Genomic DNA, 24,463 nt, shown 5'->3' on the forward strand with positions numbered 1-24,463 from the left:
TATTTTTATTCTTGATAAGAACGTTCTAATTCATCAATTAAGGAACCGACGTAAGAAACGGCTTTACGGATTGCATCTGGTTTTGACATGTCTACTCCAGCGTGTTTCATTAATTCAAGTGGTTTCATTGTACCGCCTGCACGGAGTACATCAAGCCAGCGATCAACAGCAGGTTGTCCCTCTTCTTTAATCATTTGAGCTACAGCGGTAGAAGCAGTTAGTCCCGCAGAATATGTGTAAGAATATAAGCCCATATAATAGTGAGGTTGACGCATCCATGTTAAACCGGCGCCTTCATCAATTTCTACGGAATCTCCCCAGAATGTCGAAAGGACCTTCGTTTTTATTTCAGTTAAAGTTGTAGCTGTGAGTGCTTGCCCTTCTTCTGCTAGAGCGTATACTCTTCTTTGATATTCTCCCTCAAGTAGATGGGTAACGAAGTTGTGGTAATATGTGCCGAGTAGTTGCAGAATAACCCATCTGCGCATTCTCTTATCTTCAGTAGTCGCAAGTAAATGCTGGGCTAATAGTAATTCATTCATTGTTGATGGAGCTTCAACGAAGTACATAGATGGACGCACATTCATAATACGCTGATTTTTATTTGCTAAATAAAAATGACCAGCATGTCCAAATTCATGAGCTAATGTGAAACACCCGCGCATCGTACCCTGCCATGTAATTAAAATATAAGGGTGAGAACCGTATGGGCTAGAGCAGAAGGCACCTGTTGATTTTCCTACGTTATCTGCAAGGTCTACCCATCTTTCTTTGAAGCCCTTTTCGATAATGGAACTATATTCATTTCCTAATACTTTTAAAGAATCTTGAATGAGTTTGCCAGCTTCTTCGTAAGTGATTGTTGGATTAAATTCAGGATCTAACGGTGCATGTAAGTCACAGAAAAGCATTTGATCAAGCCCTAATACATTCTTTTTTAAATCTGCAAAACGGCGCATATGAGGCGCTAATTCGTTATAAATAATATCTAGTTGGTTGTTATACATTTCAAGTGGAACTTTTTGAGGTTCTAAAAGCATATGGGTAACGGACTCGTACTTGCGCAAACGAGAAAGCGCCACTTGTTTTTTTACTTCAGTAGCATATGTTGTTGCAACTGTATTTTTATATCGTTTCAATGTGGAAACAAATGATGAATATGCTTTTTTACGTATATATGCGCTTGGAGAAAACTCATATTTGCTTTCGAATAATGCAAACGATACAGGCAAATCATTTCCCTGTTCATCTTGTATAGAAGGGAAATCCATATCGGCTAATTTAGTCATGCCGTAAATTTTGTAGGGTGAACTATGAACTTCGCCGAGTGCAGCAAGAGCTTCTTCTGTTTCAGGAGAGAGTGTGTGCTGCCTCTTTTTGAGTATCTCTAGTAATGATTTACGGAAAGGTTCAAGTTTTATTTCCTCAGTTAAATATTTTTCAATTGTTCCCTCCTCAAATGAGAGAATTTCGTTATGAATAAAGGATAGTGCAGTATGTACATTCGTTCTTAGAGCGGAAATTTTGGAAGAGTTCGCTTGAATAACTGAATCTGTACGATCAGCGGATTCTTTTAAATTTGCATATGCGCCGAGTTTTGTTAGCTTCATTAAAAGCTCTTCTTCTAAAAGTAGGCAATTTAATAAGGTAGCGGGGCTAGTGTGTAATTGTCCTTTAAATGCATCAAGTTTTTTTATATCGTCTGTTAATACACGTAATGCAGTTTCCCACTCTTTGTCAGATTCGTATAAATCAGAAAGGTCCCATGTCAATTCAGTAGAGACTTCCGCGCGAATAAGGCGCTTCTCAATTACATTTTTCATTTGTTATATCCCCCTTATTATAAGTATCTAAAAACATAATACTAGAAAATTCAGTTAAATGAAAATATTTTACATTTTTATACATGAAAAAGAAGGACAAGCATAAAAAATGCTTGTCCTTCTAGTTAAATTTATAAATTAATATACTTTGTCACCGTTGAAAATAGAGTTTTTCACGACTACATAATCTACAGTACGAATTGCGTCTAATTTTGTTCCACCAGCGTAAGAGATAGAAGATTGAAGATCTTGTTCCATTTCGATTAAAGTGTCTTCTAAAGAACCTTTATGCTCAACGAACATTTTCTTACCTTCAACGTTTTTCTTCTCACCTTTTTGGAATTCAGAAGCTGAACCGAAGTACTCTTTATAAAGTTTGCCATCTTTTTCGATTGTTTCCCCTGGAGACTCTTCATGACCTGCGAATAGAGAACCGACCATAACCATAGTTGCTCCAAATCGAATTGATTTAGCTACGTCGCCATGTGTACGAATACCACCGTCAGCGATAATTGGCTTACTTGCAGCTTTTGCACACCAGCGAAGTGCAGCTAGCTGCCAACCGCCAGTTCCAAAGCCTGTTTTAATTTTAGTAATACAAACTTTACCAGGTCCAATGCCAACTTTTGTTGCATCAGCACCAGCGTTTTCTAATTCTCTTACCGCTTCTGGAGTTCCAACGTTTCCAGCGATAACGAAGCTTTCTGGTAAATGTTTTTTAATATGTTGAATCATGTTGATCACAGCGTTAGAGTGACCATGTGCGATATCGATTGTAATGTATTCAGGTGAAAGTTGCTCAGCAGCTAATTGTTGTACGAATTCGTACTCGTCTTCTTTAACACCAACGCTGATTGAAGCAATTAATCCACGTGATTGCATATCTCTAATGAATGAAATTCGTTTCTCTGGTTGGAAACGATGCATGATATAGAAGTAATTATTTTCAGCTAAATAAGTTGCGATTCTTTCATCAATAATCGTTTGCATATTTGCAGGTACGACAGGTAATTTAAATTTATGTTTTCCTAAAGTGACAGTTGTATCACATTCAGATCGGCTATTTACAATGCATTTTGCAGGAATTAATTGAATATCTTCATAGTCAAATACGTTTTCCATCATTTACACCCCTAAAATACGAATATTTTATTTTTATTGATTGAAAATGTTCGTCTATAGGATAATTTACATCATTTTCAGTAAGAAGTCAAAGATTTTCTTAACGTTTTTTTGAAAAGAAGCTAATATATTTTAAAAATAACGTTAAAAACGAATTTAAATAGGTTTCTTATGAATAATGTTCGTTTATAAAAAGTAAGGGAAGTTGCGATAATTGCATAAGATTGTATGTATGCCTCTTATTTTGAGCGAGGGGGGCTAAGGAAATACTATGAAAAAGTTAATACTAATAATAGGAATAACTTTGTTGGTTACTGCCGGATGTAGCAATAATGATGCATTTGATAAGGCAGAGAAACAAGGAGATTTAGCATTGGAAAATAAAGAATACGATAGAGCAGTCGCATCTTTTGAATTAGCATTAAAAGAAAAGAAGGATGATCGGGAATAAGGCTGAAGGTGAATCAAACAAATAAAATGATTGAAGCGTTACAGGAAAGTAATATAGACCGAGCAATTTCGTTATTGAGGGAAATTGAAAATGATTCTGCTAGTTCAGTTATATTAGCCAAACAAAAGAAAAACGAGAAGTTTTAGCTAATCAAAAAGATGAGGAAGAAAAATATAAGCAAATGCTAGTTAAAGTAGAGGATTTGAAAAACGAGCAGAAGTTTGCGGATGTAAAAGAGCAACTTAACGTAATTATTAGGGAAACGAAAGGGAAAGAACAGTTTAAAATATATTATCAAAATGCGAATGAACAAATTATACAGAGTGTGCCGAGGGCAGTAGATGTAGATAAAACAAAAGATGAGAACCGTAAGGAAGAAAAAGTAATAGAAGAGAAGCCGAAGAAAGAAAGTGTTATTACCGGTCAGAAGGCAGAATAATATTTTTGAAAAATTTTTAAAATAGAAGATCCTTTTGTTTAGTCGGGCGAATCACGAATGATTCGCCTTTTTATGTGAGCTTTCAAGTATAATGAATAAGGTGATAATAAGGTATATGATGATTCATTGATAGAAAAAGCGAAAAAAGAAAATAATACAGAATAAAAAGAGGTTAATATATGAGTAAAAAAAGTTTTGCTGATTATGCATTAAGTAAAGAAATTGTAAGAGCACTTACTGGTTTAGGATATGAACATCCAACGGAAGTGCAAGGAGAGGTTATTCCAGTTGCCTTGCAAAAGAAAGACCTTGTCGTGAAATCACAGACTGGAAGTGGAAAAACCGCTTCATTTGGCATACCACTTTGTGAAATGGTGGAGTGGGAAGAGAATAAGCCACAAGCTTTAGTTTTAACACCGACGAGAGAGCTTGCGGTGCAAGTAAAAGAAGATATTACGAATATAGGTCGTTTCAAAAGAATTAAGGCCGCTGCAGTTTATGGTAAATCTCCATTTGCACGTCAAAAATTAGAGTTAAAGCAAAAAACACATATTGTAGTTGGGACTCCTGGCCGTGTGTTAGATCATATTGAAAAAGGTACCCTTTCTTTAGATTGTTTGAAGTATTTAGTTATTGATGAAGCGGATGAAATGCTGAATATGGGTTTTATCGATCAAGTAGAGGCAATTATTGACGAATTACCTAAAAAACGAATGACAATGCTATTTTCAGCAACACTTCCAAAAGATGTTGAAAAGTTATCTCGTACGTATATGGATTCGCCAACGCATATTGAAATTAAGGCTACCGGGATTACAACAGATAAAATTGAACATACACTTTTTGAGATGAGAGAAGAGGAGAAGCTTTCACTTCTTAAAGATGTAACAACGATTGAGAATCCAGATAGTTGTATTATTTTTTGCCGTACGCAAGAAAATGTAGATCATGTATTTCAGCAGTTAAAGCGGGTTAACTATCCTTGTGACAAAATACATGGTGGTATGGTACAAGAAGATCGTTTTGAAGTTATGGACGATTTTAGAAAAGGAAAGTTCCGTTATTTAGTAGCGACAGACGTAGCTGCTAGAGGAATTGATATTGATAATATTACACATGTTATTAACTATGATATTCCATTAGAAAAAGAAAGTTATGTACATCGTACGGGAAGAACGGGACGAGCTGGTAATAACGGGAAAGCTATTACATTCATGACGCCGTATGAAAATAGATTTTTAGAAGAGATTGAGGAGTACATTGGCTTTGAAATTCCAAAGGCACTTGCACCTTCAAAAGAAGAAGTTATGAAAGGGAAAGCAGTATTTGAGGAAAAGATACATGCTAAACCAATTATAAAGAAAGATAAAAATGCAGACCTAAACAAAGGAATTATGAAATTGTACTTTAATGGCGGGAAGAAAAAGAAAATTAGGGCGGTAGATTTCGTCGGTACAATTGCTAAAATTAAAGGTGTTACAGCAGAAGATATAGGAATTATTACAATACAAGACAATGTTTCTTACGTTGAAATATTAAATGGAAAAGGACCACTTGTTTTAAAAAATATGAAAAACACAACGATTAAAGGAAAACAATTAAAGGTTCATGAAGCAATTAAGTAAACAAAAAAACTATCCACCTCTAACAGGTGGATAGTTTTTTTTGTTTAAGTTTCTTTGAGGTCATCAACTAGTTTCTCTGCTAAACGTCTATACATATTACTCATAGTCACGAAGGATGTTAGTAATAAAAACTTTTCTAGCTTTGGATCTTCTAAGGAAGAAACCTCGTTTACTTCCTTAACACGGTTATTCACGTCTTGCTTAAAGCTTTCCACATTGGTGTCAGTAAGAGAAAGGTAATCTTTATATAGAGCATTTAATTCGAATGTATCATCGTTTATTAACGGTGCATTTATATTTTCTAAGGAGCTTTTTATATCATTAATGGAAAGAGCTCCTTTTAATTGATAAATTAAGCTGATTAAAATCATATGTTCTTTTGAATACTTTTTATTTTTGATAGGGATGAATAATTTCCCTTTTGCGTAATTGTTAATCATTGTTTTTGTTAATACTTTTTCATCATCAGTTCTCGTTGTATCCGCATAAGTATTCTCAAATAGTTGGACAACTTGGTCTACATATAAGTCGACATTTGGGATATCCTCAAGTTTAATACTTTTTTCTAAATGTAATGATTCAAGTAATTTATTTATATTTTCCACGTAGAACCCCTCACTTTTATAACTTAGTGGAACTTAATGTTTAGTATATCTTTAAATATGGTATTACGAAACAAATGAATTGTAAATGTTGACCCGTACGGATAATACGTATATAATTACATGTAGTTATGAAAACTACATGTAATTATATGAGGGGTGTTTATATGAATGTTTATGTAAGAGAACCGGTTAATGCATTTACTCACTTAGGAGGAGCTGTATTATCATTTATTGCATTATTAGCTATGCTTGTGAAAGTTTCTGTTAAGATGCCATCTGTTGCTGCAATTACAGCTGTTATTTTATTCGGTATCGGGATGATGGTCCTTTATATGGCATCAGCTGTGTATCATAGTGTCGTAGCCAGTGAACGTGTTATTTATTTCTTTAGGAAGCTAGATCATTCTATGATTTTCATATTAATTGCAGGTACATATGCACCCTTTTGCTTAATTACATTAAATTCGGCAAATGGTTTACTATTATTTTGTTTAGTTTATGCAACGGCAATTTGTGGTATTGCTTTTAAAATGTTTTGGTTTAATTGTCCAAGATGGTTATCGACAGCAATTTATCTTCTGATGGGTTGGTTAATTGTTCTATTCTTTGCACCGCTAGCTGAGAATCTAAGTACAGGAGGTATTATTTTCTTAGTACTTGGAGGCATTTTTTATACAATTGGTGGGTTTATTTACGGTGCGAAGCCAAAATGGTTGGAGTTTAAATATATGGGACACCATGAAATTTTTCATGTTTTTGTATTGTTAGGTAGTCTTGCACATTTTCTAAGTGTATATTGTTACGTAATTTGATCAAAAAACGCCACGCGATGTCTGTTATGTGGCGTTTTTTTATTACCTGATTTGAATCGTGTATTGTACTAAAAATCATGGGATAAAATGTAAGTTTCTGTGTTCGCATAATAAACATATGATAAGAAATATGTGATATACTTTGAGAAGTTTATAATGAATGAAATATGGAGGACTATAATTATGGCAATACTTGTAACAGGTGGAGCAGGATATATTGGTAGTCATACATGCGTAGAATTACTAAAAAACGGTTACGAAATTATAGTAGTAGATAATCTTTCGAATAGCTCAGCAGAGTCTATAAATCGAGTGACAGAGATAACAGGAAAACAGTTTAAATTTTATAAAGAAGATATTTTAAATCGAGAAGCACTTGATACGATTTTTGAAGAAAATACAATTGAAGCTGTTATTCACTTTGCAGGCTTTAAGGCTGTAGGGGAATCAGTAGAAATTCCGTTAACGTATTATCATAACAACATTACAAGCACATTAGTGCTATGTGAAGTGATGCAGAAGCATGATGTGAAGAAGATGATCTTCAGTTCGTCTGCAACAGTGTATGGTATTCCAGAAACATCACCAATTACGGAGGAGTTTCCATTAAGTGCAACGAATCCATATGGTCAAACGAAATTAATGATTGAACAAATTATGCGTGACGTAGCATTTGCAGATGCAGGATGGAGTATTGCATTACTTCGTTATTTCAACCCATTTGGTGCACATGAAAGTGGACGCATTGGAGAAGATCCAAACGGAATTCCAAATAACTTAATGCCATATGTAACGCAAGTAGCAGTAGGGAAGTTAGAGGAATTAAGTGTATTTGGAAATGACTATCCAACAAAAGATGGCACGGGTGTCCGTGATTATATTCATGTTGTAGACTTAGCAAATGGCCATGTAAAGGCGCTTGAAAAGGTACTTGGCACTACTGGGATAGATGCATACAATCTCGGTACAGGTACTGGTTATAGTGTGTTGGAAATGGTTGAAGCATTTGAAAAGGTTTCGGGAAAAGAAGTTCCTTATAAAATTACGGAGCGTCGACCTGGCGATGTGGCAGTATGTTTTGCAGATGCATCGAAAGCGAAGCGTGAATTAGGATGGGAAGCAAAACGCGGATTAGAAGAGATGTGTGCAGACTCTTGGAGATGGCAATCAAATAACAAAAATGGCTATCTAGAAGTTTAATAAACAGATAAAAAAATGACCTTTTGCGGGAGCAAAAGGTCATTTTTATTTATTGATTTCCATTAAGTTTATTAGCAAATTTAGTAAAGAAAGTTTGCCGTTTTATAGGAGTATTTGACTGACAAAACGTATAGTAATCAATATCTTTAATGTAAGTAAAGAGTCTAGAAATAGCATATAAGAATGTAATAGAAGATCCGAGTGCAAAACTAATACCGTAACCATTGAACCCAAATGGAAGTAGAAGAAGACTTAATAACAAATTTGCAGAAAAGAACAGGGCTGATGTTCGAAATGCCCCTTTACGATCTTCAAAATATAAGAGTAGTAACGTGATAACAAGGACCATCCCGTTTGCATAAGCACCAATTATAGTCAGCTGCAAAATAGAGTATTCAAGTGTTACGTTCCCAGATTGTGAACTAAACATCCATATTATAAAAATAATAAGTAAAGAAAAAATACCTTGATTACGAAGTATTCGTTCCATTTCTTGCTTTAGGACAAAGTTCATTGATTCTTTTAATTGTAAAATTGTATTTAATGTCGCCCCATTGTTAACTGAACCGAAGAACTTCTTATACCGTTCATAAAACCTTGTTTCAATGGATACTACGAAGAAAATATAGGTTGGGATAATGCTTAAATAAGCCCAGAAAACAGATGTATCATAAATTTGATGATAAATAAACATGTTTTCAATATTTCCTCGCCCTTCTCCGAACCAAATAACAAAGTTACATACCCAAATGCCAATATTGTAAAGTAAGCTTGACCAAAATAGTTCTGGATATTTATCTAAATAAGAAAGAAAGGTAAATTGTTCAGTAGCATCGCTATTTGGAAACATTCGTACAATAACTATACTTAACCACACTAATGTAATGAAAGTCCCGATTGTAAAAGAAATTAAAAGTAATAGGGCCAATCCGTGTTCTATTCCAAGTGTTGGATGCCAGTAAGCGATAAGTGCAATTCCAGATAAGGAGAAAATGGAACCAATTAAAAATGCAAGAGCGATGGACTGATAATCTTTAGCTGCTGTTAAATAAATGGATTGAATCCAAATGATGTTTAAAGCTAAAAATAAAAATAGCATCACAATTTTATAATACAAGGCTAATGGTTGTCCTTCAGATATACTTGTTAATACGAGAATATCTGTTTGTTTTAAGTAATCTTTAATATTTACTTTGCCGGTCATTATTACATGCTCTTCTAATCCTAATTGTTGAATTAAATCACGACATTCCTGAGCATATTCTGCTTCTTCCGTATCAGGACCTAGTAAGTAAAATATAAATGGAATATCTTTTTCTAATAATAATTTAGCTGCATAAATCATTGTTTTTACATCTTTAATTGGTACAACTCGTATAATAGCGTAAATGATGAGTTTATCCGAATTGTATTTTGGTTTACGTAACCCTTTATAGTCAGATAAAGTAACGCCATTTGGAACGATTTTTAGTTTATGGGCCGGAGCACCTAATTCTTTTTGATATGCACTATTTCGGCCGAACAACGTAATTACATCAGCGGCTTGTTCATATGCTTGATGAGACAAGTGATGAAAGAAAGAAACCCATCTTTTTTTATATTCAATTGGTATCCAAGTAGATTGTAGTATTTCTTCTTCACACTCCCGAGAATAAATACCGTGTTCAGTTAGAATAAATGGTATATCGGACTTGGCACTAATTGCAGCACCAAGCAATCCACCATACCCTGTCGATACAGAATGAATAAGATCTAATTCAGGAAAATCAATTTGTAAAATTTGAATGATTGGTGTGAACATAAATCTCCACATCCAAAAGTAATTTAAGAAGGATCCACTACTTTCTTCATATAAATAGCAAGTGTTCAAAATGAGAAACTATCAAGATTGACTATCACGCTTTAGGTCAGTAATACGATTATCTTATAAAGATAAATGTATTACTGACCAGCCCCTTTCACATAATAGGGGGAGATTTAATGAATTCGAACGAGTTGTTTATGGTATACTGTATTACCTTCTTGGCTTGTATATGGCGGGATACTTCGCCCAAAACAATTTGCAACAATATTGGAGTGGCCAGGATAAGAAATACGAATTTCATACAAATCAATAGAGTCATCTAAATCAGCATAAAAAACTGCTAAGTGGTTGCCTTGTAAAATATATGGGAATGCTACTTCCGTATTTTCACCAAGTAGTACAGGTAATTTTACAGGATTAGAATAGTTAGACCAATCCCAAACCTCTATAGTTACATGGTGTGTGTAATATGCATCTAAATTTACAATGTTTACTACTGCTGAAACAGTTGCGAGCTCTCTTGTTAATACACCTGTGGAGTGAAAAACAAAATGATTTGGATAATGAAGAGGCATAAATATCAAACCTTTCTAAATTAATATGAGTGTACGATATTCTATGCAAAAAATTAATAGAATGAGATAGGGAAAATGTATCATTCTACTAATTTTTTATAGAAATTCAAAACGTAGTATTGAAAAGTATTCCAACACTTGTATCATTGTTAGAGTACGTTTATAATCAAGGAATCCTATTTCATGTTTTGATAGGGTTATTTATTATTGAAAGCGTTTTAAATTTGTTGTTTTTTAAGGTAGGAAGTCTAACTTATTCAGATTAAAAATTATGTATGTAGTTTTAAATAGGAAGAAAAATAATAAAGTGAAACTTTAATCAGTGGGTGGGGGTTGTTCATCCCCACTGATTATTAGCTTTCACCAATCGGGCTTTACGGGCAGTTGATCTCCCACTTAACTTCTTTGCTCTAGCTGAATTTTGAGGTGGGGGTTTTACTGCTCGTTAATGCAGGATAAAGTATCACTTTATATTGTGGGGAGGTTAAAAGTGTGAAAGGGAAAGATTTTCACACGAATATATATGGGTTACGTAGGATTATTACTTTCAGGTGCAGCTTTATTTTTAAATAGTCTTGTCATATTAGGAAAAGTAGAGATGAAAAGTGCAGGTGTTTTTAATTTATTTGTAGGGGCGTTACAAATTATTATACCGTTTTATTTAATTATGATTTCTGATCAAAGTAATTGGACGGTATATTCATATGCAGCTACTTTTTTATTTGGTTTAACTTATTTATATGTAGGCGTTACTTTTATTAAAGGAATGGATAGTAGTGGACTAGGCTGGTTCTGTATTTGGGTAGCACTTATTGCTTTATTCTATATGGTTGTTTCATTTGTTCAATTCCACGATGTTGTTAATGCGTTAACATGGTTTATGTGGGCATTACTTTGGTATTTATTCTTTGTATTAAATGCACAAAAAAAGAATATCAATCAATATCTTGGCAGAATTGCTTTTGTACAATCGTGGGTAACATTGACGTTGCCTTCACTCTTTTATTTTATGGGAGTATGGGGCGAGGGATTCATATATGAACTATGGGTTTATGTATCAGTAATTTCTATTTTATATTGCTGCTATTGTATTTTTAAATATCGAGTACGTTAATGTATCGTGTGTAGAAAAAACATGGAATCGTTAAACTGATTCCATGTTTTTTTATTTTAGCGTTTATAATAATAGAGGTAGTATTTTACAATTTGTAAAAACGGGGATGATGAAGGTGAAAAAAGTATTGGTGCTAGGGGGAACAAGATTTTTTGGTAAACATTTAGTAGAAGTACTGTTGCAAGCTGGACATGATGTAACGATTGCGACGAGGGGAGTTACTGAAGATCCCTTTGGAAGTGCAGTAAAAAGACTGATTGTAGATAGAGAAGATGAGAGGCTACTAGAAGAGCGTTTTGAAGGTAAAAGTTATGATATCGTATACGATAATTTATGCTATAGCTCGAATGCAGCGAAGATAATATGTGAAGTGCTAAAAGGAAAAACGAAGAAATACATTATGACATCTTCAATGGCTGTCTATGAGCCTGCGCTAGGCCTGTTAGAAGAAAACTTCAATCCGTACGAGTATACAATTACGTATGGAGGTAGGAATGATTTCAATTATAGTGAAGGTAAGCGATTAGCTGAAGCAGTTTTATTTCAACATGCAACATTCCCAGTCGTTGCGGTAAGATTTCCCGTCGTTATTGGAGAAAACGATTATACGAAAAGATTACAATCTTACGTTGAACATGTTGTGAAACAAGAGTCTATCGTTGTGGATCATGTAGATGGAGAGTTGTCATTTATACATGAAAAAGAAGCAGGAGAATTTTTAGCTTGGTGCGGGATGAAGGACATAGAAGGGCCAATTAATGCTTGTAGTAACGGGGTGGTTTCTACCAGAGAAGTTATGCGTTTCATAGAAGAGAATACCGGGATAAAAGCGCTCATTCAAGAAGTAGGAGAGAATATAGCTCCTTATAATGGAGTGATTAATTGTACGTTACATAATGGAAAGGCTCGTGAATTAGGATTCCCGTTCCGAGAGTTGAAATTAGAGACGGAAAAAGTTTTACTTTATTACATAAATACAATGAAATAATCATAAATCCCCCGGTGGCAATCCGGGGGATTCTGGAGGATTTCGACAATACTAATTTTACATTACCAAATTTACCTTATACGCACGACTAATGTGTTTGTGATTGAATTGCTTGTAAATACTTTTCATTTACCCGGTCCCAGTTCACCGTATGCCACCAGTTGGTAACAAATTCTGGACGCCGATTTTGATACTTTAAATAATAGGCGTGTTCCCATACATCGATGACGAGTAATGGAATTTTACCTTCTTGCAAAGGTGTATCTTGATTGGGTGTACTCATAACGGAAAGTTCCTCACCGTCCAGAACAAGCCATCCATAGCCACTTCCAAAACGACTAATAGCTGCTTTGGAAAGTTGATCTTTTAAGTTGTCAAAGGTATTGAAATAATAATCAATTACTTTTGCAACGTCTCCATTAGGCTCACCGCCACCTCGCGGGCTCATTAATTCCCAAAAAAGACTATGACAATAATGTCCACCACCGTTATTTCTGACAGCTGTAACAATTTCTTTTGGTAAAGTTTTTAAATTACATAGTAACTCTTCTAAAGATTTATTATGTAATTCCGTATAGTTTTCTAAAGCGGCATTCAAGTTATTTACGTATGTCGCATGGTGCTTTCCATGATGAATAGAAAGCGTGTTGCTATCGATATATGGCTCTAGTTCATCATAGTCATATGAAAGCTTTGGCAATTGAAATGAAGACATAACATTCCCTCCTTTCTTATTAAAAAAGTTGGTCTAGGTAAAAATAATTTACCTGAGTCAAAAATACACCTATTTTTTATACAAGTCAATAGTAATCTCTTTAATTTTCTGAAAAATATTACAATAAAAGTAACACTTCGACTTTCATTTGTGACTCTTATTCTTTTTGCTTATACTGTAAAGTAGTAACGTTTTGTTGAAATAGAAGGAGATCGTTTATGAGTAAAACGAAACAATTAATAGAGGAAGCGAGTCATTTTATTACGGTTTGCTATAAAGAGCTTAATAAAGAACAATTCATAGAAGAGAGAATAAAAGAAATTCAAATTGAAATAGAGAAGACGGGGACGTATGAGCATACATTTGAAGAACTTGTTCATGGATCACGAATGGCATGGCGCAATAGTAATCGATGTATCGGAAGACTATTTTGGAGTAAGATGCACATATTAGATGCACGTGAAGTAAATGATGAGGAAGGTGTATACAATGCATTAATTCATCATATTAAATATGCAACGAACGATGGGAAAGTTAAACCGACAATTACAATTTTTAAGCAATATCAAGGTGAAGAAAATAATATACGAATTTATAATCACCAATTGATTCGGTATGCAGGATATAAAACAGAAATGGGAGTGATTGGTGACGCTCATTCCACTGAGTTTACGGATTTTTGTCAGGAACTTGGCTGGCAAGGAGAAGGTACGAATTTCGATGTATTGCCACTTGTGTTTTCTATAAACGGGAAGGCACCTATATATAAAGAAATTCCGAGAGAAGAAGTAAAAGAAGTGCCAATTGAACACCCAGAATACCCGATTTCGTCACTTGGAGCAAAATGGTATGGGGTTCCAATGATTTCAGATATGCGCTTAGAAATTGGTGGTATTTCTTATACGGCAGCCCCGTTCAATGGATGGTATATGGGAACGGAGATTGGGGCTCGTAACTTAGCGGATCATGATCGCTATAATTTACTTCCGGCTGTTGCGGAGATGATGAAGCTCGATACATCGAGAAACGGTACGTTATGGAAAGACAAGGCGCTAATTGAATTAAACGTGGCTGTTTTACATTCTTTTAAAAAACAAGGAGTTAGTATTGTGGATCACCATACAGCTGCACAACAATTTCAACAATTTGAGAAGCAGGAAGTGGCATGTGGACGGGTTGTAACAGGTAATTGGGTGTGGCTCATTCCACCGTTGTCGCCAGCTACCACTCATATTTATCATAAACCGTATCCAAATGAAATTTTGAAGCCGAATTTCTTTCATAAATAATAGCTAGTATAGTTTTTTTTCTGCAAAATATAATTTTTTTTAATTACTGTTACGTAGCAAATGGAAGCCTTTACTATCGGTTATTTTTGGAAAGGACTTTTTGAACCAAGGAGTTCCTTATGTTATAATCAAATTTCTGTTTCGAAGACCTTATAGAAATATAAGGTCTTTTGTTTTGCTTTTTTATGTAATAGGAATAGAAATTTTCTTTTAAATAAGGGATTTAGCATATTTTTAGGGACAACATAAGTGTGTAGGAAATTGATGAATTATTATTCTTATATAATCATTGTGTTTTGGGTGTAAACAAGAAAACATAATAAAGTTGTTTTTTTAGATTGCTGAGGAAGGAGGAAGTGTAAATGAGGATGAAGAGTCGAAAAACGGATTGGCCTGTATTTCTTATTAGTGGTGGCTCACTTTTATTATTTGTAATTGCAGTTATTTTAAATAAAAGTTACGTAGAGGGAGCCATTAATAGCGGTTTTGCAGCTTCAATTAAATATTTTGGTGCCTTTTGGCAGGTTTTATTAATTGGTACATTTGTTGTTGCAATGTGTATGGCGTTTTCGAAATATGGGAGAGTTAAACTTGGGGGATTAGAAAAACCTGAGATTAGTACGACAAAATGGCTCGCTATTATTATGTCTACATTACTTGCTGGAGGTGGCGTTTTTTGGGCAGCCGCAGAGCCGATGTACCACTTGATGACGGTGCCACCAATACATGAAGGTATAACTGCTGGAACGAAAGAAGCGGTAATGCCTGCTTTAGCACAAAGTTATATGCACTGGGGTTTCCTGGCTTGGACGATTTTAGGTACAATTAGTGCGGTAGTTATGATGTACGGGCATTATCATAAAGATATGCCTTTAAAGCCTCGAACGCTTTTATATCCTATTTTTGGAGAGAAATTGCGAAAGAGTTGGCTTGGAACGATGATTGATGTATTTGCCATTATTGCAGTAGCTGCAGGGACGATTGGTCCAATCGGATTTTTAGGCTTGCAAGCAAGCTATGGGTTACAAGCATTGTTTAACATTCCTGATGTGTTTACTACTCAATTAGCCATTATTGTTTGTGTAGTAGCTGTTTCTACTATATCTGCGGTAACAGGAATTGATAAAGGGATTCAAATTATAAGTAATTTAAATGTTAGGTTAGCAGTTCTATTAATGGTATTTGTATTACTATTTGGACCAGGTGGATTTATTATCGATTCATTTGTTTCTTCGTTTGGATTTTATATAAATGAATTTATTCCAATGAGCACATATCGTGGTGATACAGCTTGGTTAGGATCGTGGACAATCTTTTTCTGGGGATGGTTTATTGGATATGGACCGATGATGGCAATTTTAGTGAGCCGAATTTCAAGAGGAAGAACAATCCGAGAAATCATCGTTGCAATTGGAATTATTGCACCTATTATTACAACGTTTTGGTTTACTATACTAGGGGGATCAGGTGTGTTTTATGAGTTAATGAATCCTGGTTCTATCTCGACCGCATTAAGTGAATCTGGTATGCCAGCGGCTATGATTGCAATTACAGAGCAACTGCCACTATCTAATATTATTGGACCTGCATTTCTTTTATTAACAATTTTATTTGTAGTGACAACAGGAGATTCAATGGCTTATTCGATTTCAATGGCAGTGACTGGAGATGGAGATCCTAGAATTAGTTTGCGAGTTTTTTGGTCGCTTATTATGGGCGCAGTTGCGGCGATTCTTTTATATATGGGTGAGGGAAGTATTAACGCCTTACAATCCTTCATTGTAGTGACGGCTGTTCCGGTATCTATTCTGTTATTCCCAATGCTATGGCTAGCGCCTAAAGTCGCAGGGGAATTAGCGTTAAAACAAGGTATTGTAAAAGAAGAAGATAAAACTAGCTTCTTGTTTCAAAAAGCTAGTAAATCAAAATAAATAATTGTATTTATATAAGAAGAGGAAGCATTTCATTTGAGATGCTTCCTCTTTGCTATTTATCCAAATACTTTTCCTGAGGGGACAGTATTTGGATAAACATTTCGTACAGTTTCAATCTATTCTAATACTTTATCTTTCGTCTCTGGGACACATAATAGCATTGTAACTAAACCTATTGGATAGATAATGAAGATGAGAGATAATGCTCCCATTAAATTACCACCTGCAGCAAGTAAGCCGATAATAACAGGTCCAAATCCAGCTAACCCACGTCCTGTACCGAAAATAAAGTTCTCTGCTGTCGAGCGAGCTTCAGCAGGATAGTTTTCAGCTAAAACTGCTCCGAATCCACCCATCATGCCATTGGCAAAGAATCCAAGCAGTGCACTTCCCCATAACAATGATGTTGAGTCTGTGAATAAGAAGAAGTAAATGAGACAGTATATAGTACCACCGACATAATAGATTGTAAAAGTTTTACGGCGGCCAATTTTATCGGCTAGAATACCAAAAGTTGCAATTCCAATTAGCATGCCGATTGTAGAGATGAACATCCAACCGCTCGCTTTTGCTAATGTGTAGTTATATTTATTCGCTAAAATAGTTGGCATCCATGTGAAAATTCCATAATATCCGAAGTTCTGGATGAATGACATAATAATAAGACCAATTGTTGTTATCGTTACTTTTTTATTGGCAAATAACTTTCGAAGTGGGAACTTTTTCATTTGCTTTAGTTGTTCTGCCTCAGTAGTTGTTAAATTACCTTTAGCTTCTTTTTGTAACAATTCTTTTTTGTATCGTTGTTTTTGTTCCCATATTTTCGGTTCACTTAAACTTTTGCGGACGTAAACAGCTAGTAGAGCGGGAATGAGTCCAAATAAGAAAACAGCTCTCCATCCGAAATGTGGGACGATAAATGCCGGAAGGAGTGAAGCGACTAGTACGCCAAATTGCCATCCAAGTGCAACAACGGATGTCGCCTTAGCGCGCATTTCTTTAGACCATGTTTCAGTTACGATGGCCATCCCAATCCCGAATTCACCACCAACTCCCATTCCAACTAAAAAGCGAAGAATTAATAATTGCCAATAATCTGTTGCGAAATAAATAAGTGCTGTTGCTAGTGAGAATAGTAAGATTGTGAAGGACATCGTACGGATACGCCCAAATAAATCAGCAATAAATCCAAATAAATAAGACCCGATTAGCATTCCTATTGTGGTAGCTAATGTTAAGTTTCCACCTTCAACAGGGCTTAAATGAAATTCTTTTAAAATGTAGACGAGTACGAAAGATAAGAGCAACATGTCTAAACCTTCTGCTGCATATCCTAGCGCAGAACCAAACAATGTTTTATATCTTTTCTCTTTCGTCTCCTCTGTTGTTGATTGTACATCAGTAGTGACGTTCATCATTAATCCTCCTTATTTTCTTCTACAGTCGCTATGGAAGAATAACAAAAGGCCTTCTCACCTGATATGATGAGAAGGCCAAAAAAGCATACGTATCCCTAAAAAAGACCATACGTATAGTATATTCCGACTTCCTTCTCAACCTCACGGGGTTGGGTTAAAGGACTGTATTATATTACTTTATTTTTAGCACTCTTCTGTTAGATTGTCAAATAAAGAGGGGATAGTTATGTGTAAAATATTTCAAAAAACATTTCATTCTCCTTGACGCACGCTTCATTATTTTCCCATAATAAAACTAACTAATATAAAAAGGAATGAATCACAGATGCTAAATTTAGTACTTATGATGATTGAACGCGTCGGACTTATTGTTATTTTAGGATTTTTACTTTCTCATATTAAAACGTTCCGGCGTCTTCTTCATAAGCAAGACGGATATGTAGATAAGTTTAAGCTTATTTGTATTTTTTCAGTGTTTACAATTGTAAGCAATTACACAGGGATTGAAATAGCAGGAAATACTATTATGAATGAAAATTGGTTACAAGGTGTTTCATCATCCAGCACAATTGCGAATACACGAATCATGGGTGTTGGAATTAGTGGATTGCTTGGCGGTCCTATCGTCGGAATTGGAGTAGGTTCTATTGCGGGTATTCATCGTTATATGCTTGGTGGGACGACGGCAGTAAGTTGTGCAATTTCATCAATTTTGGCTGGGATTATAACAGGTTATATTGGATACATTTTCAAAAAATATAACCGTACTATTACTCCTAAATTTTCTGCGATTTTAAGTGTTTTTATCGTTACTTTAGAAATGCTTATGATTCTATTAATTATAGAAGATGGACTTAGTGTTGTGAAAACAATTGCGCTACCGATGATTCTTGTAAATAGTTTTGGCAGTTTCATTTTACTTTCGATGATACTAGCTATTTTACGACAAGAAGAAAACGCAAAAGCTTTGCAAACGCATAAAGTATTACGAATTGCTGATAAGACGTTACCATATTTCCGCCAAGGGTTAACAGAAGAGTCTTGTAAACATGTGGCACAAATTATTCACCGCTTTACGGGAACAGATGCGGTATCCTTAACAGATACAGAGGAAATCTTAGCTCACGTTGGATTAGCATCAGATCATCATATTCCTTCACACAGTTTAATAACAGGTTTATCAAAAGAAGTATTAAAAACAGGGAAAATAATGAAGGCAAAATCACGTGAGATTATTAATTGTCAACATGAAGGGTGTCCATTACAAGCGGCAGTTGTTATTCCATTAACTTCACATGGAAATACGATAGGAACATTAAAACTTTATTTTAAAAACCCTAATCAATTAAGTCGTGTTGAAGAAGAGTTAGCGGAAGGGCTAGCGAAAATATTCTCCACACAGCTTGAGTTAGGTGAAGCTGAGTTACAAAGTAAGTTATTGCAAGATGCAGAAATAAAAGCGTTGCAAGCACAAATCAATCCGCATTTTTTATTTAATGCAATTAATACAGTATCAGCTTTATGCCGAACAGATGTAGAGAAAGCGAGAAAATTATTATTGCAGCTTAGCGTTTATTTTCGTTGTAATTTGCAAGGGGCACGACAATTACTTATTCCATTAGAACAAGAGTTGAATCATGTACATGCATATTTATCGTTAGAGCAAGCGAGGTTTCCGAATAAGTATGAAGTGAAGATGTACATTGAAGAGGCACTAAAGGTGACTTTAGTTCCACCATTTGTGCTTCAGCTATTAGTTGAAAATGCATTGCGCCATGCTTTTCCGAAAAAGCAGCCAGTGTGCCAAGTCGAGGTACATGTGTTTGAAAAAGAAGGGATGGTTCACTTTGAAGTAAAGGATAATGGACAAGGGATTGAGAGTGAACGTCTAGAGCAATTAGGAAAAATGGTAGTTCCATCAAAGAAAGGGACGGGAACAGCCTTATATAATATTAATGAACGACTTATCGGGTTATTTGGGAAAGAGACAATGCTTCAAATTGAAAGTGAATTAGAGCAAGGGACAAAGATCCTCTTTGTGATTCCGAAAAAAGTAGAGGAGGAAAAACGGAGTGTTAAAAGTATTAGTAGTTGATGATGAAATGTTAGCACGGGATGAATTGAAATATTTATTAGAGAAAACAAAAGAAGTAGAGATAATTGGTGAGGCGGATTGTGTAGAGGATGCATTAGAAGAATTAATGAAAAACAAACCAGATATTGTTTTTCTAGATATTCAATTATCTGATGATAATGGATTTGAAATCGCAAATATATTAAAGAAAATGAAAAACCCACCTTCAATTGTGTTTGCTACTGCATATGATCAATATGCGTTGCAAGCATTTGAAGTAGATGCGTTAGATTACATTTTAAAGCCATTTGATGAAGAACGTATCGTACAGACATTAAAGAAATATAAAAAACAAAAGCAAATAAAGTTAGAAACAAAGCAAGATGTAAAGAGTGTAGATGTAACGGCCGAGATGCATAAATTAGCATTACCAATTGAGGAATCAATTGTACTTGTTAACATTGAAGATATTATTTATGTAGGGCTTGTAGATGGGAAAGTAACTGTAAAAACAATGAAAGAAACATATGTAACACATGATACGCTTGTCATTTTGGAAAAGAAATTACCACAAACAATTTTTATGCGTGTTCATCGTAGTTTCGTTGCTAATATTAATCATATTTCTGAGATACAGCCGTGGTTTAATTCGACTTATAACTTAATTATGAAAGAGGGATCAAAAGTCCCGGTTAGCCGTACATATGCAAAAGAACTTAAAAAGCTGCTTCGTATTTAAGAAGCAGCTTTTTGTATTTCGTCTGCCTATTTTTGTAACTAATTTTGCATATTTGACGTTCTGTTATGAGAGCGCTTACAGTTTTGTTTTTATCTTATACAATAAAGGTACCAAATCGAAAGAGGTGGCCAAAATGAGTACGAAAAAAGTATATAGTTTCTTATCACAAGCATTCATATTTTCAGCTATTATGTTAGTTTCTAATATTATTGCAACGCATTTACCAATTCCGATGCCTTCATCGGTGATCGGATTAGTTATTTTATTTAGCCTATTATGTTTAAAAGTTATTAAATTGGAACAAGTTGAATCACTCGGAACGGCTTTAACAGGTATTATCGGATTCCTTTTCGTTCCATCAGGTATTTCGGTTATTAATTCTCTCGGTGTAATGGGACAATATTTTGTACAAATTTTAACTGTAATTGTTGTCGCAACAATTATTTTACTCGCTGTAACAGGATTATTTGCACAATTTATTTTAGGAAAAGACGATAAAGAAATAGAAGATACGAAAGAATTGAAAGTAGTAAATAAAGGACGTAGGCACGGAAAAGTTGCGTAACCAATTTAGTATATATTGTTAGGAGGGAATGAACATGGCAAGCACAATGACTCCATATTTCGGAATCGTCGTTTCATTAATCGCATACGGAATCGGAACATTATTATTTAAGCATTCAAAAGGGTTCTTCTTATTCACACCATTATTCGTAGCGATGGTATTAGGGATTGTCTTTCTAAAAGTAGGTAACTTTACTTTTGAAGAATATAATACTGGCGGAAAAATGATTAGCTTCTTCTTAGAACCAGCAACAATCGCGTTTGCAATTCCATTATATAAACAAGTTGATAAGTTAAAAAAATATTGGTGGCCAATTTTATCGGCTATTGTGGTTGGATCTATTTGTTCAGTGGTTGTTGTGTTCATTGTCGCAAAAGCAATTGGTCTAGATACAGCTGTAATGAACTCAATGTTACCACAAGCAGCAACAACAGCAATTGCATTACCAATCTCTGAAAGTATCGGTGGTATTCCAGCAATTACATCATTTGCAGTTATTTTTAATGCTGTTATCGTATACGCATTAGGAGCTTTATTCTTAAAAACATTTAGAGTTAAACATCCGATTGCTAAAGGTTTAGCGCTTGGAACAGCAGGACATGCGTTAGGGGTTGCAGTAGGTATCGAAATGGGTGAAGTAGAAGCAGCTATGGCCAGTATCGCTGTGACAGTGGTTGGTGTCGTAACAGTGGTGGTTATTCCAATGTTCATGCCGTTTATTGGATGATAAAACTTACTAAAAAAAATATAAAAGCAAGTTATTTGTAGGACGGATTTCTACTGATAGCTTGCTTTTTATGTTACAGTAGTGGTAAGACCTATTGAAGGATAAAAGTTTCCTTAAATCTTCATTAATACTACGTATAATGCGTTCTGAAATAGGTCATTGTATTGTAAAATAAGAAGTAACATAATATATAGCACAATTAACGGGTGGTTAGAGTTGAATATAAATTGCTCGCAATGGCTTTAATATTAAAGGATAATTATAAGTAGAGAATAGAGAGAGATCTACTTGTTAATGTTTTACTTTATAGGACAGGAGAGAGTACTCGTCGATTATGCAAATAAAAAACCTGTTTCAAAGCAAAGGATTTCAGAGGTTAATCGTATTAGTATTACTTGCTCTCATATTGTATGGGATGCAAAGTATGTTAAATTTAATTTTAATTACGTTTATGTTGACGTATTTAATGGATCGATTCCAAAAGTTTATTTCTCGTAAATTAGATCATTTCATGCCAATTAATCGAAAAATTATTATAGCGCTTTTATATGTAATGTTAGTGGCAGGAATTGCCATTACGCTATTTAAATATTTACCGGTATTAACAATACAAATTTCACAATTGATTTATCAATTTAATGTATTTTTAAGAAATCCACCTGATAGTGAATTAATTAAGTATGCAGTTAATGCTGTTAATCATATGGAGCTTTCTAAATATGTGGGGCAAGGCGTAGACATTTTGTATAAATCTATTACGAATGTTGGGAAATTTGGCCTTCAAGTTTTACTTTCTGTAATTTTAAGCTTATTTTTCTTACTTGAAAAAGCACGTATCGTTGCTTTTACTTCGAAATTTAAAGAAAGCCGACTTGCAATTTTCTATAACGAAATAGAGTATTTCGGAAAGAAATTTGCACGTTCATTTGGAAAAGTAATCGAAGCACAATTTTTAATTGCAATTGTTAACTGTGTTTTATCTGTTATTGCATTATGGATATTAGGATTCCCGCAATTACTAGGTTTAGCGTTAATGATTTTCTTGCTTGGTTTAATTCCAGTGGCGGGTGTTATTATCTCGTTATTCCCACTCTGTATGATTGCTTACAATATTGGCGGTATTATGTATGTCGTTTATATTGTAGTTATCGTAACAGTAATTCATGCACTTGAGAGCTATGTATTAAATCCGAAGTTTATGTCACAAAAAACAAACTTACCAATCTTCTACACATTTATGATATTAATTTTCTCTGAGCATTTCTTAGGTGTGTGGGGACTTATTATCGGTATTCCAATCTTCATTTTCTTATTAGATGTCTTAGATGTGACAAGTGATGAAATGGAGAAGGACGTTGGAAAAAAATAAAGTGAAGTAAAGAAAAAGCATCGATGTTCGATGCTTTTTCTTTTATAACATGACGTTCCTTATGCCATACTGTAAGGAGAAGATAGAATAGGGGTGAAATAATGGCTGTAAATGAAAAGATAGAGTTAGCTACGTTTGCCGGAGGGTGTTTCTGGTGTATGGTTTCGCCATTTGAAGAGATGGAAGGGATTATACAGGTTGTTTCAGGCTATACAGGTGGCCATAAAGAGGATCCAACGTATAAAGAAGTGTGCTCGGAAACAACTGGGCATTATGAAGCAGTACAAATTACATTTGATGCAAATAAAATGCCGTATGAAGAGTTGTTAAATATATATTGGAGACAAATTGACCCGACTGATATAGGGGGACAATTCCACGACCGCGGGCAGTCTTATGAAACGGTGATTTTTTATCATAATGAAGAACAACATAAAAAGGCAGAGGCTTCAAAAGAAGAGCTCGAGAAAAGTGGGCATTTTTCGAAGCCAATTGCGACAAAAATATTGCCAGCTGCTACGTTTTATCCAGCTGAAGAATATCACCAAGGATATTATAAGAAGAATACATTTCGCTATGAGTTATATCGTAAAGGCTCAGGTCGAGATGCTTTTATTAAACAACATTGGCCAAAGAATAATGCTCATTTAAAAGAAAGATTAAACGAGATGCAGTTTTATGTAACACAGGAAAATGGGACAGAACCGCCTTTTCAAAATGAGTATTGGAATCATAAAGAAGAAGGGCTTTATGTAGATATTGTTTCGGGGGAACCATTATTTACTTCTTTCGATAAGTTCGATAGCGGCTGTGGATGGCCGAGTTTTACGAAACCAGTTATGTCAGCTAGTGTGAAAGAAAAAATGGACGTTAGCCATAATATGACGCGTACGGAAGTGAGAAGTAAAGAAGGAAATTCACATCTTGGGCATGTATTTCCAGACGGCCCAGGACAAAACGGCCTTCGTTATTGTATTAATTCGGCAGCGCTACGCTTTATTCAAAAAGAAGATTTAGAAAAAGAAGGATATGGTGATTTCCTAATCTTGTTTGGGAATAAAAAATAACCTCGCAG

Annotated in this window: 23 protein-coding genes; 16 read left to right on the top strand and 7 right to left on the bottom strand. The window is 34.8% G+C overall.

What is annotated here, in order from left to right; all coding sequences use genetic code 11:
• Window positions 1-5: 5 nt before the first annotated feature.
• Window positions 6-1,823: an oligoendopeptidase F gene (gene pepF, locus MR066_RS20390; protein WP_199662994.1), complete on the bottom strand. Its 1,818-nt coding sequence runs from the start codon at window positions 1,821-1,823 to the stop codon at window positions 6-8.
• A gap of 138 nt (window positions 1,824-1,961) precedes the next feature.
• Window positions 1,962-2,945 carry a GMP reductase gene (gene guaC, locus MR066_RS20395; RefSeq protein WP_002068771.1) on the bottom strand — a complete coding sequence of 328 codons (984 nt, stop codon included), beginning with the start codon at window positions 2,943-2,945 and terminating at the stop codon, window positions 1,962-1,964.
• 271 nt (window positions 2,946-3,216) lie between these two features.
• Here guaC and MR066_RS20400 point away from each other — a divergent pair, with 271 nt between their 5' ends.
• From MR066_RS20400 to MR066_RS20415, 4 genes are all read left to right on the top strand, one after another.
• A complete protein-coding gene (locus MR066_RS20400) occupies window positions 3,217-3,396 on the top strand; it encodes a hypothetical protein (protein WP_242248337.1) in 180 nt (59 codons plus the stop codon).
• A gap of 8 nt (window positions 3,397-3,404) precedes the next feature.
• Window positions 3,405-3,542 (top strand): hypothetical protein, encoded by a 138-nt coding sequence (locus MR066_RS20405; RefSeq protein ID WP_242248339.1) that lies wholly within the window; start codon window positions 3,405-3,407, stop codon window positions 3,540-3,542.
• Between the two features lie 35 nt (window positions 3,543-3,577).
• Window positions 3,578-3,835, top strand: coding sequence for a hypothetical protein (locus MR066_RS20410; RefSeq protein ID WP_242248341.1), 258 nt, complete (start codon window positions 3,578-3,580; stop codon window positions 3,833-3,835).
• Between the two features lie 179 nt (window positions 3,836-4,014).
• Window positions 4,015-5,460, top strand: coding sequence for a DEAD/DEAH box helicase (locus MR066_RS20415; RefSeq protein ID WP_242248343.1), 1,446 nt, complete (start codon window positions 4,015-4,017; stop codon window positions 5,458-5,460).
• A gap of 44 nt (window positions 5,461-5,504) precedes the next feature.
• Here the strand turns inward: MR066_RS20415 and MR066_RS20420 are convergent, their stop codons facing one another.
• Window positions 5,505-6,065 carry a DUF1836 domain-containing protein gene (locus tag MR066_RS20420; RefSeq protein WP_242248345.1) on the bottom strand — a complete coding sequence of 187 codons (561 nt, stop codon included), beginning with the start codon at window positions 6,063-6,065 and terminating at the stop codon, window positions 5,505-5,507.
• Window positions 6,066-6,229: 164 nt separating this feature from the next.
• Between MR066_RS20420 and trhA the strand changes: the two genes are divergently transcribed.
• Both trhA and galE read left to right on the top strand, forming a co-directional pair.
• Complete coding sequence (gene trhA / locus MR066_RS20425; RefSeq protein WP_002016441.1) at window positions 6,230-6,877, top strand: PAQR family membrane homeostasis protein TrhA; 648 nt, start codon at window positions 6,230-6,232, stop codon at window positions 6,875-6,877.
• Between the two features lie 183 nt (window positions 6,878-7,060).
• On the top strand, window positions 7,061-8,077 hold the full coding sequence (gene galE, locus MR066_RS20430; RefSeq protein ID WP_061673857.1) for a UDP-glucose 4-epimerase GalE: 1,017 nt from the start codon (window positions 7,061-7,063) through the stop codon (window positions 8,075-8,077).
• A 49-nt stretch (window positions 8,078-8,126) separates the two neighbouring features.
• On the opposite strand, the gene pelG is transcribed toward galE, so the two are convergent.
• Both pelG and MR066_RS20440 read right to left on the bottom strand, forming a co-directional pair.
• The gene (gene pelG / locus MR066_RS20435) at window positions 8,127-9,947 is read right to left on the bottom strand and encodes an exopolysaccharide Pel transporter PelG (protein WP_277929066.1); all 1,821 of its coding nucleotides are present in this window, start codon (window positions 9,945-9,947) and stop codon (window positions 8,127-8,129) included.
• Between the two features lie 107 nt (window positions 9,948-10,054).
• The gene (locus MR066_RS20440; RefSeq protein ID WP_242248349.1) at window positions 10,055-10,456 is read right to left on the bottom strand and encodes a hypothetical protein; all 402 of its coding nucleotides are present in this window, start codon (window positions 10,454-10,456) and stop codon (window positions 10,055-10,057) included.
• A gap of 523 nt (window positions 10,457-10,979) precedes the next feature.
• On the opposite strand from MR066_RS20440, the gene MR066_RS20445 reads away from it, so the two are divergent.
• Together MR066_RS20445 and MR066_RS20450 are read left to right on the top strand one after the other, a co-directional pair.
• A complete protein-coding gene (locus tag MR066_RS20445) occupies window positions 10,980-11,570 on the top strand; it encodes an AmiS/UreI family transporter (RefSeq protein WP_242248350.1) in 591 nt (196 codons plus the stop codon).
• A gap of 43 nt (window positions 11,571-11,613) precedes the next feature.
• Window positions 11,614-12,558 carry an NAD-dependent epimerase/dehydratase family protein gene (locus tag MR066_RS20450; protein WP_242248351.1) on the top strand — a complete coding sequence of 315 codons (945 nt, stop codon included), beginning with the start codon at window positions 11,614-11,616 and terminating at the stop codon, window positions 12,556-12,558.
• A gap of 88 nt (window positions 12,559-12,646) precedes the next feature.
• Here the strand turns inward: MR066_RS20450 and sodA are convergent, their stop codons facing one another.
• On the bottom strand, window positions 12,647-13,273 hold the full coding sequence (gene sodA, locus MR066_RS20455) for a superoxide dismutase [Mn] (RefSeq protein WP_002034977.1): 627 nt from the start codon (window positions 13,271-13,273) through the stop codon (window positions 12,647-12,649).
• Between the two features lie 218 nt (window positions 13,274-13,491).
• Here sodA and MR066_RS20460 point away from each other — a divergent pair, with 218 nt between their 5' ends.
• Both MR066_RS20460 and MR066_RS20465 read left to right on the top strand, forming a co-directional pair.
• Window positions 13,492-14,562 (top strand): nitric oxide synthase oxygenase, encoded by a 1,071-nt coding sequence (locus MR066_RS20460; protein ID WP_242248352.1) that lies wholly within the window; start codon window positions 13,492-13,494, stop codon window positions 14,560-14,562.
• 362 nt (window positions 14,563-14,924) lie between these two features.
• Complete coding sequence (locus MR066_RS20465) at window positions 14,925-16,493, top strand: BCCT family transporter (protein WP_242248353.1); 1,569 nt, start codon at window positions 14,925-14,927, stop codon at window positions 16,491-16,493.
• Between the two features lie 119 nt (window positions 16,494-16,612).
• Here the strand turns inward: MR066_RS20465 and MR066_RS20470 are convergent, their stop codons facing one another.
• Window positions 16,613-17,911, bottom strand: coding sequence for an MFS transporter (locus tag MR066_RS20470; protein WP_242248354.1), 1,299 nt, complete (start codon window positions 17,909-17,911; stop codon window positions 16,613-16,615).
• 328 nt (window positions 17,912-18,239) lie between these two features.
• Between MR066_RS20470 and lytS the strand changes: the two genes are divergently transcribed.
• The 6 genes from lytS (at window position 18,240) to msrB (ending at window position 24,455) form a co-directional block, all read left to right on the top strand.
• Complete coding sequence (lytS, locus tag MR066_RS20475; RefSeq protein WP_002089899.1) at window positions 18,240-20,009, top strand: two-component system sensor histidine kinase LytS; 1,770 nt, start codon at window positions 18,240-18,242, stop codon at window positions 20,007-20,009.
• Entirely contained in the window at window positions 19,987-20,727 is a 741-nt protein-coding gene (locus MR066_RS20480) for a LytR/AlgR family response regulator transcription factor (protein WP_002130151.1), read from the top strand. The genes lytS and MR066_RS20480 overlap by 23 nt, the downstream gene beginning before the upstream one ends.
• A gap of 133 nt (window positions 20,728-20,860) precedes the next feature.
• The gene (lrgA, locus tag MR066_RS20485) at window positions 20,861-21,292 is read left to right on the top strand and encodes an antiholin-like murein hydrolase modulator LrgA (RefSeq protein WP_016102341.1); all 432 of its coding nucleotides are present in this window, start codon (window positions 20,861-20,863) and stop codon (window positions 21,290-21,292) included.
• Between the two features lie 34 nt (window positions 21,293-21,326).
• The gene (lrgB, locus tag MR066_RS20490) at window positions 21,327-22,019 is read left to right on the top strand and encodes an antiholin-like protein LrgB (protein WP_242248355.1); all 693 of its coding nucleotides are present in this window, start codon (window positions 21,327-21,329) and stop codon (window positions 22,017-22,019) included.
• 334 nt (window positions 22,020-22,353) lie between these two features.
• Window positions 22,354-23,388, top strand: coding sequence for an AI-2E family transporter (locus tag MR066_RS20495; protein WP_002016425.1), 1,035 nt, complete (start codon window positions 22,354-22,356; stop codon window positions 23,386-23,388).
• A 101-nt stretch (window positions 23,389-23,489) separates the two neighbouring features.
• Window positions 23,490-24,455 carry a peptide-methionine (R)-S-oxide reductase MsrB gene (gene msrB, locus MR066_RS20500; RefSeq protein WP_242248356.1) on the top strand — a complete coding sequence of 322 codons (966 nt, stop codon included), beginning with the start codon at window positions 23,490-23,492 and terminating at the stop codon, window positions 24,453-24,455.
• Window positions 24,456-24,463: the final 8 nt, after the last annotated feature.

Origin of the sequence: Bacillus cereus group sp. BfR-BA-01523, from assembly GCF_022662615.1 — a bacterium.
GTDB lineage: Bacteria > Bacillota > Bacilli > Bacillales > Bacillaceae_G > Bacillus_A > Bacillus_A mycoides.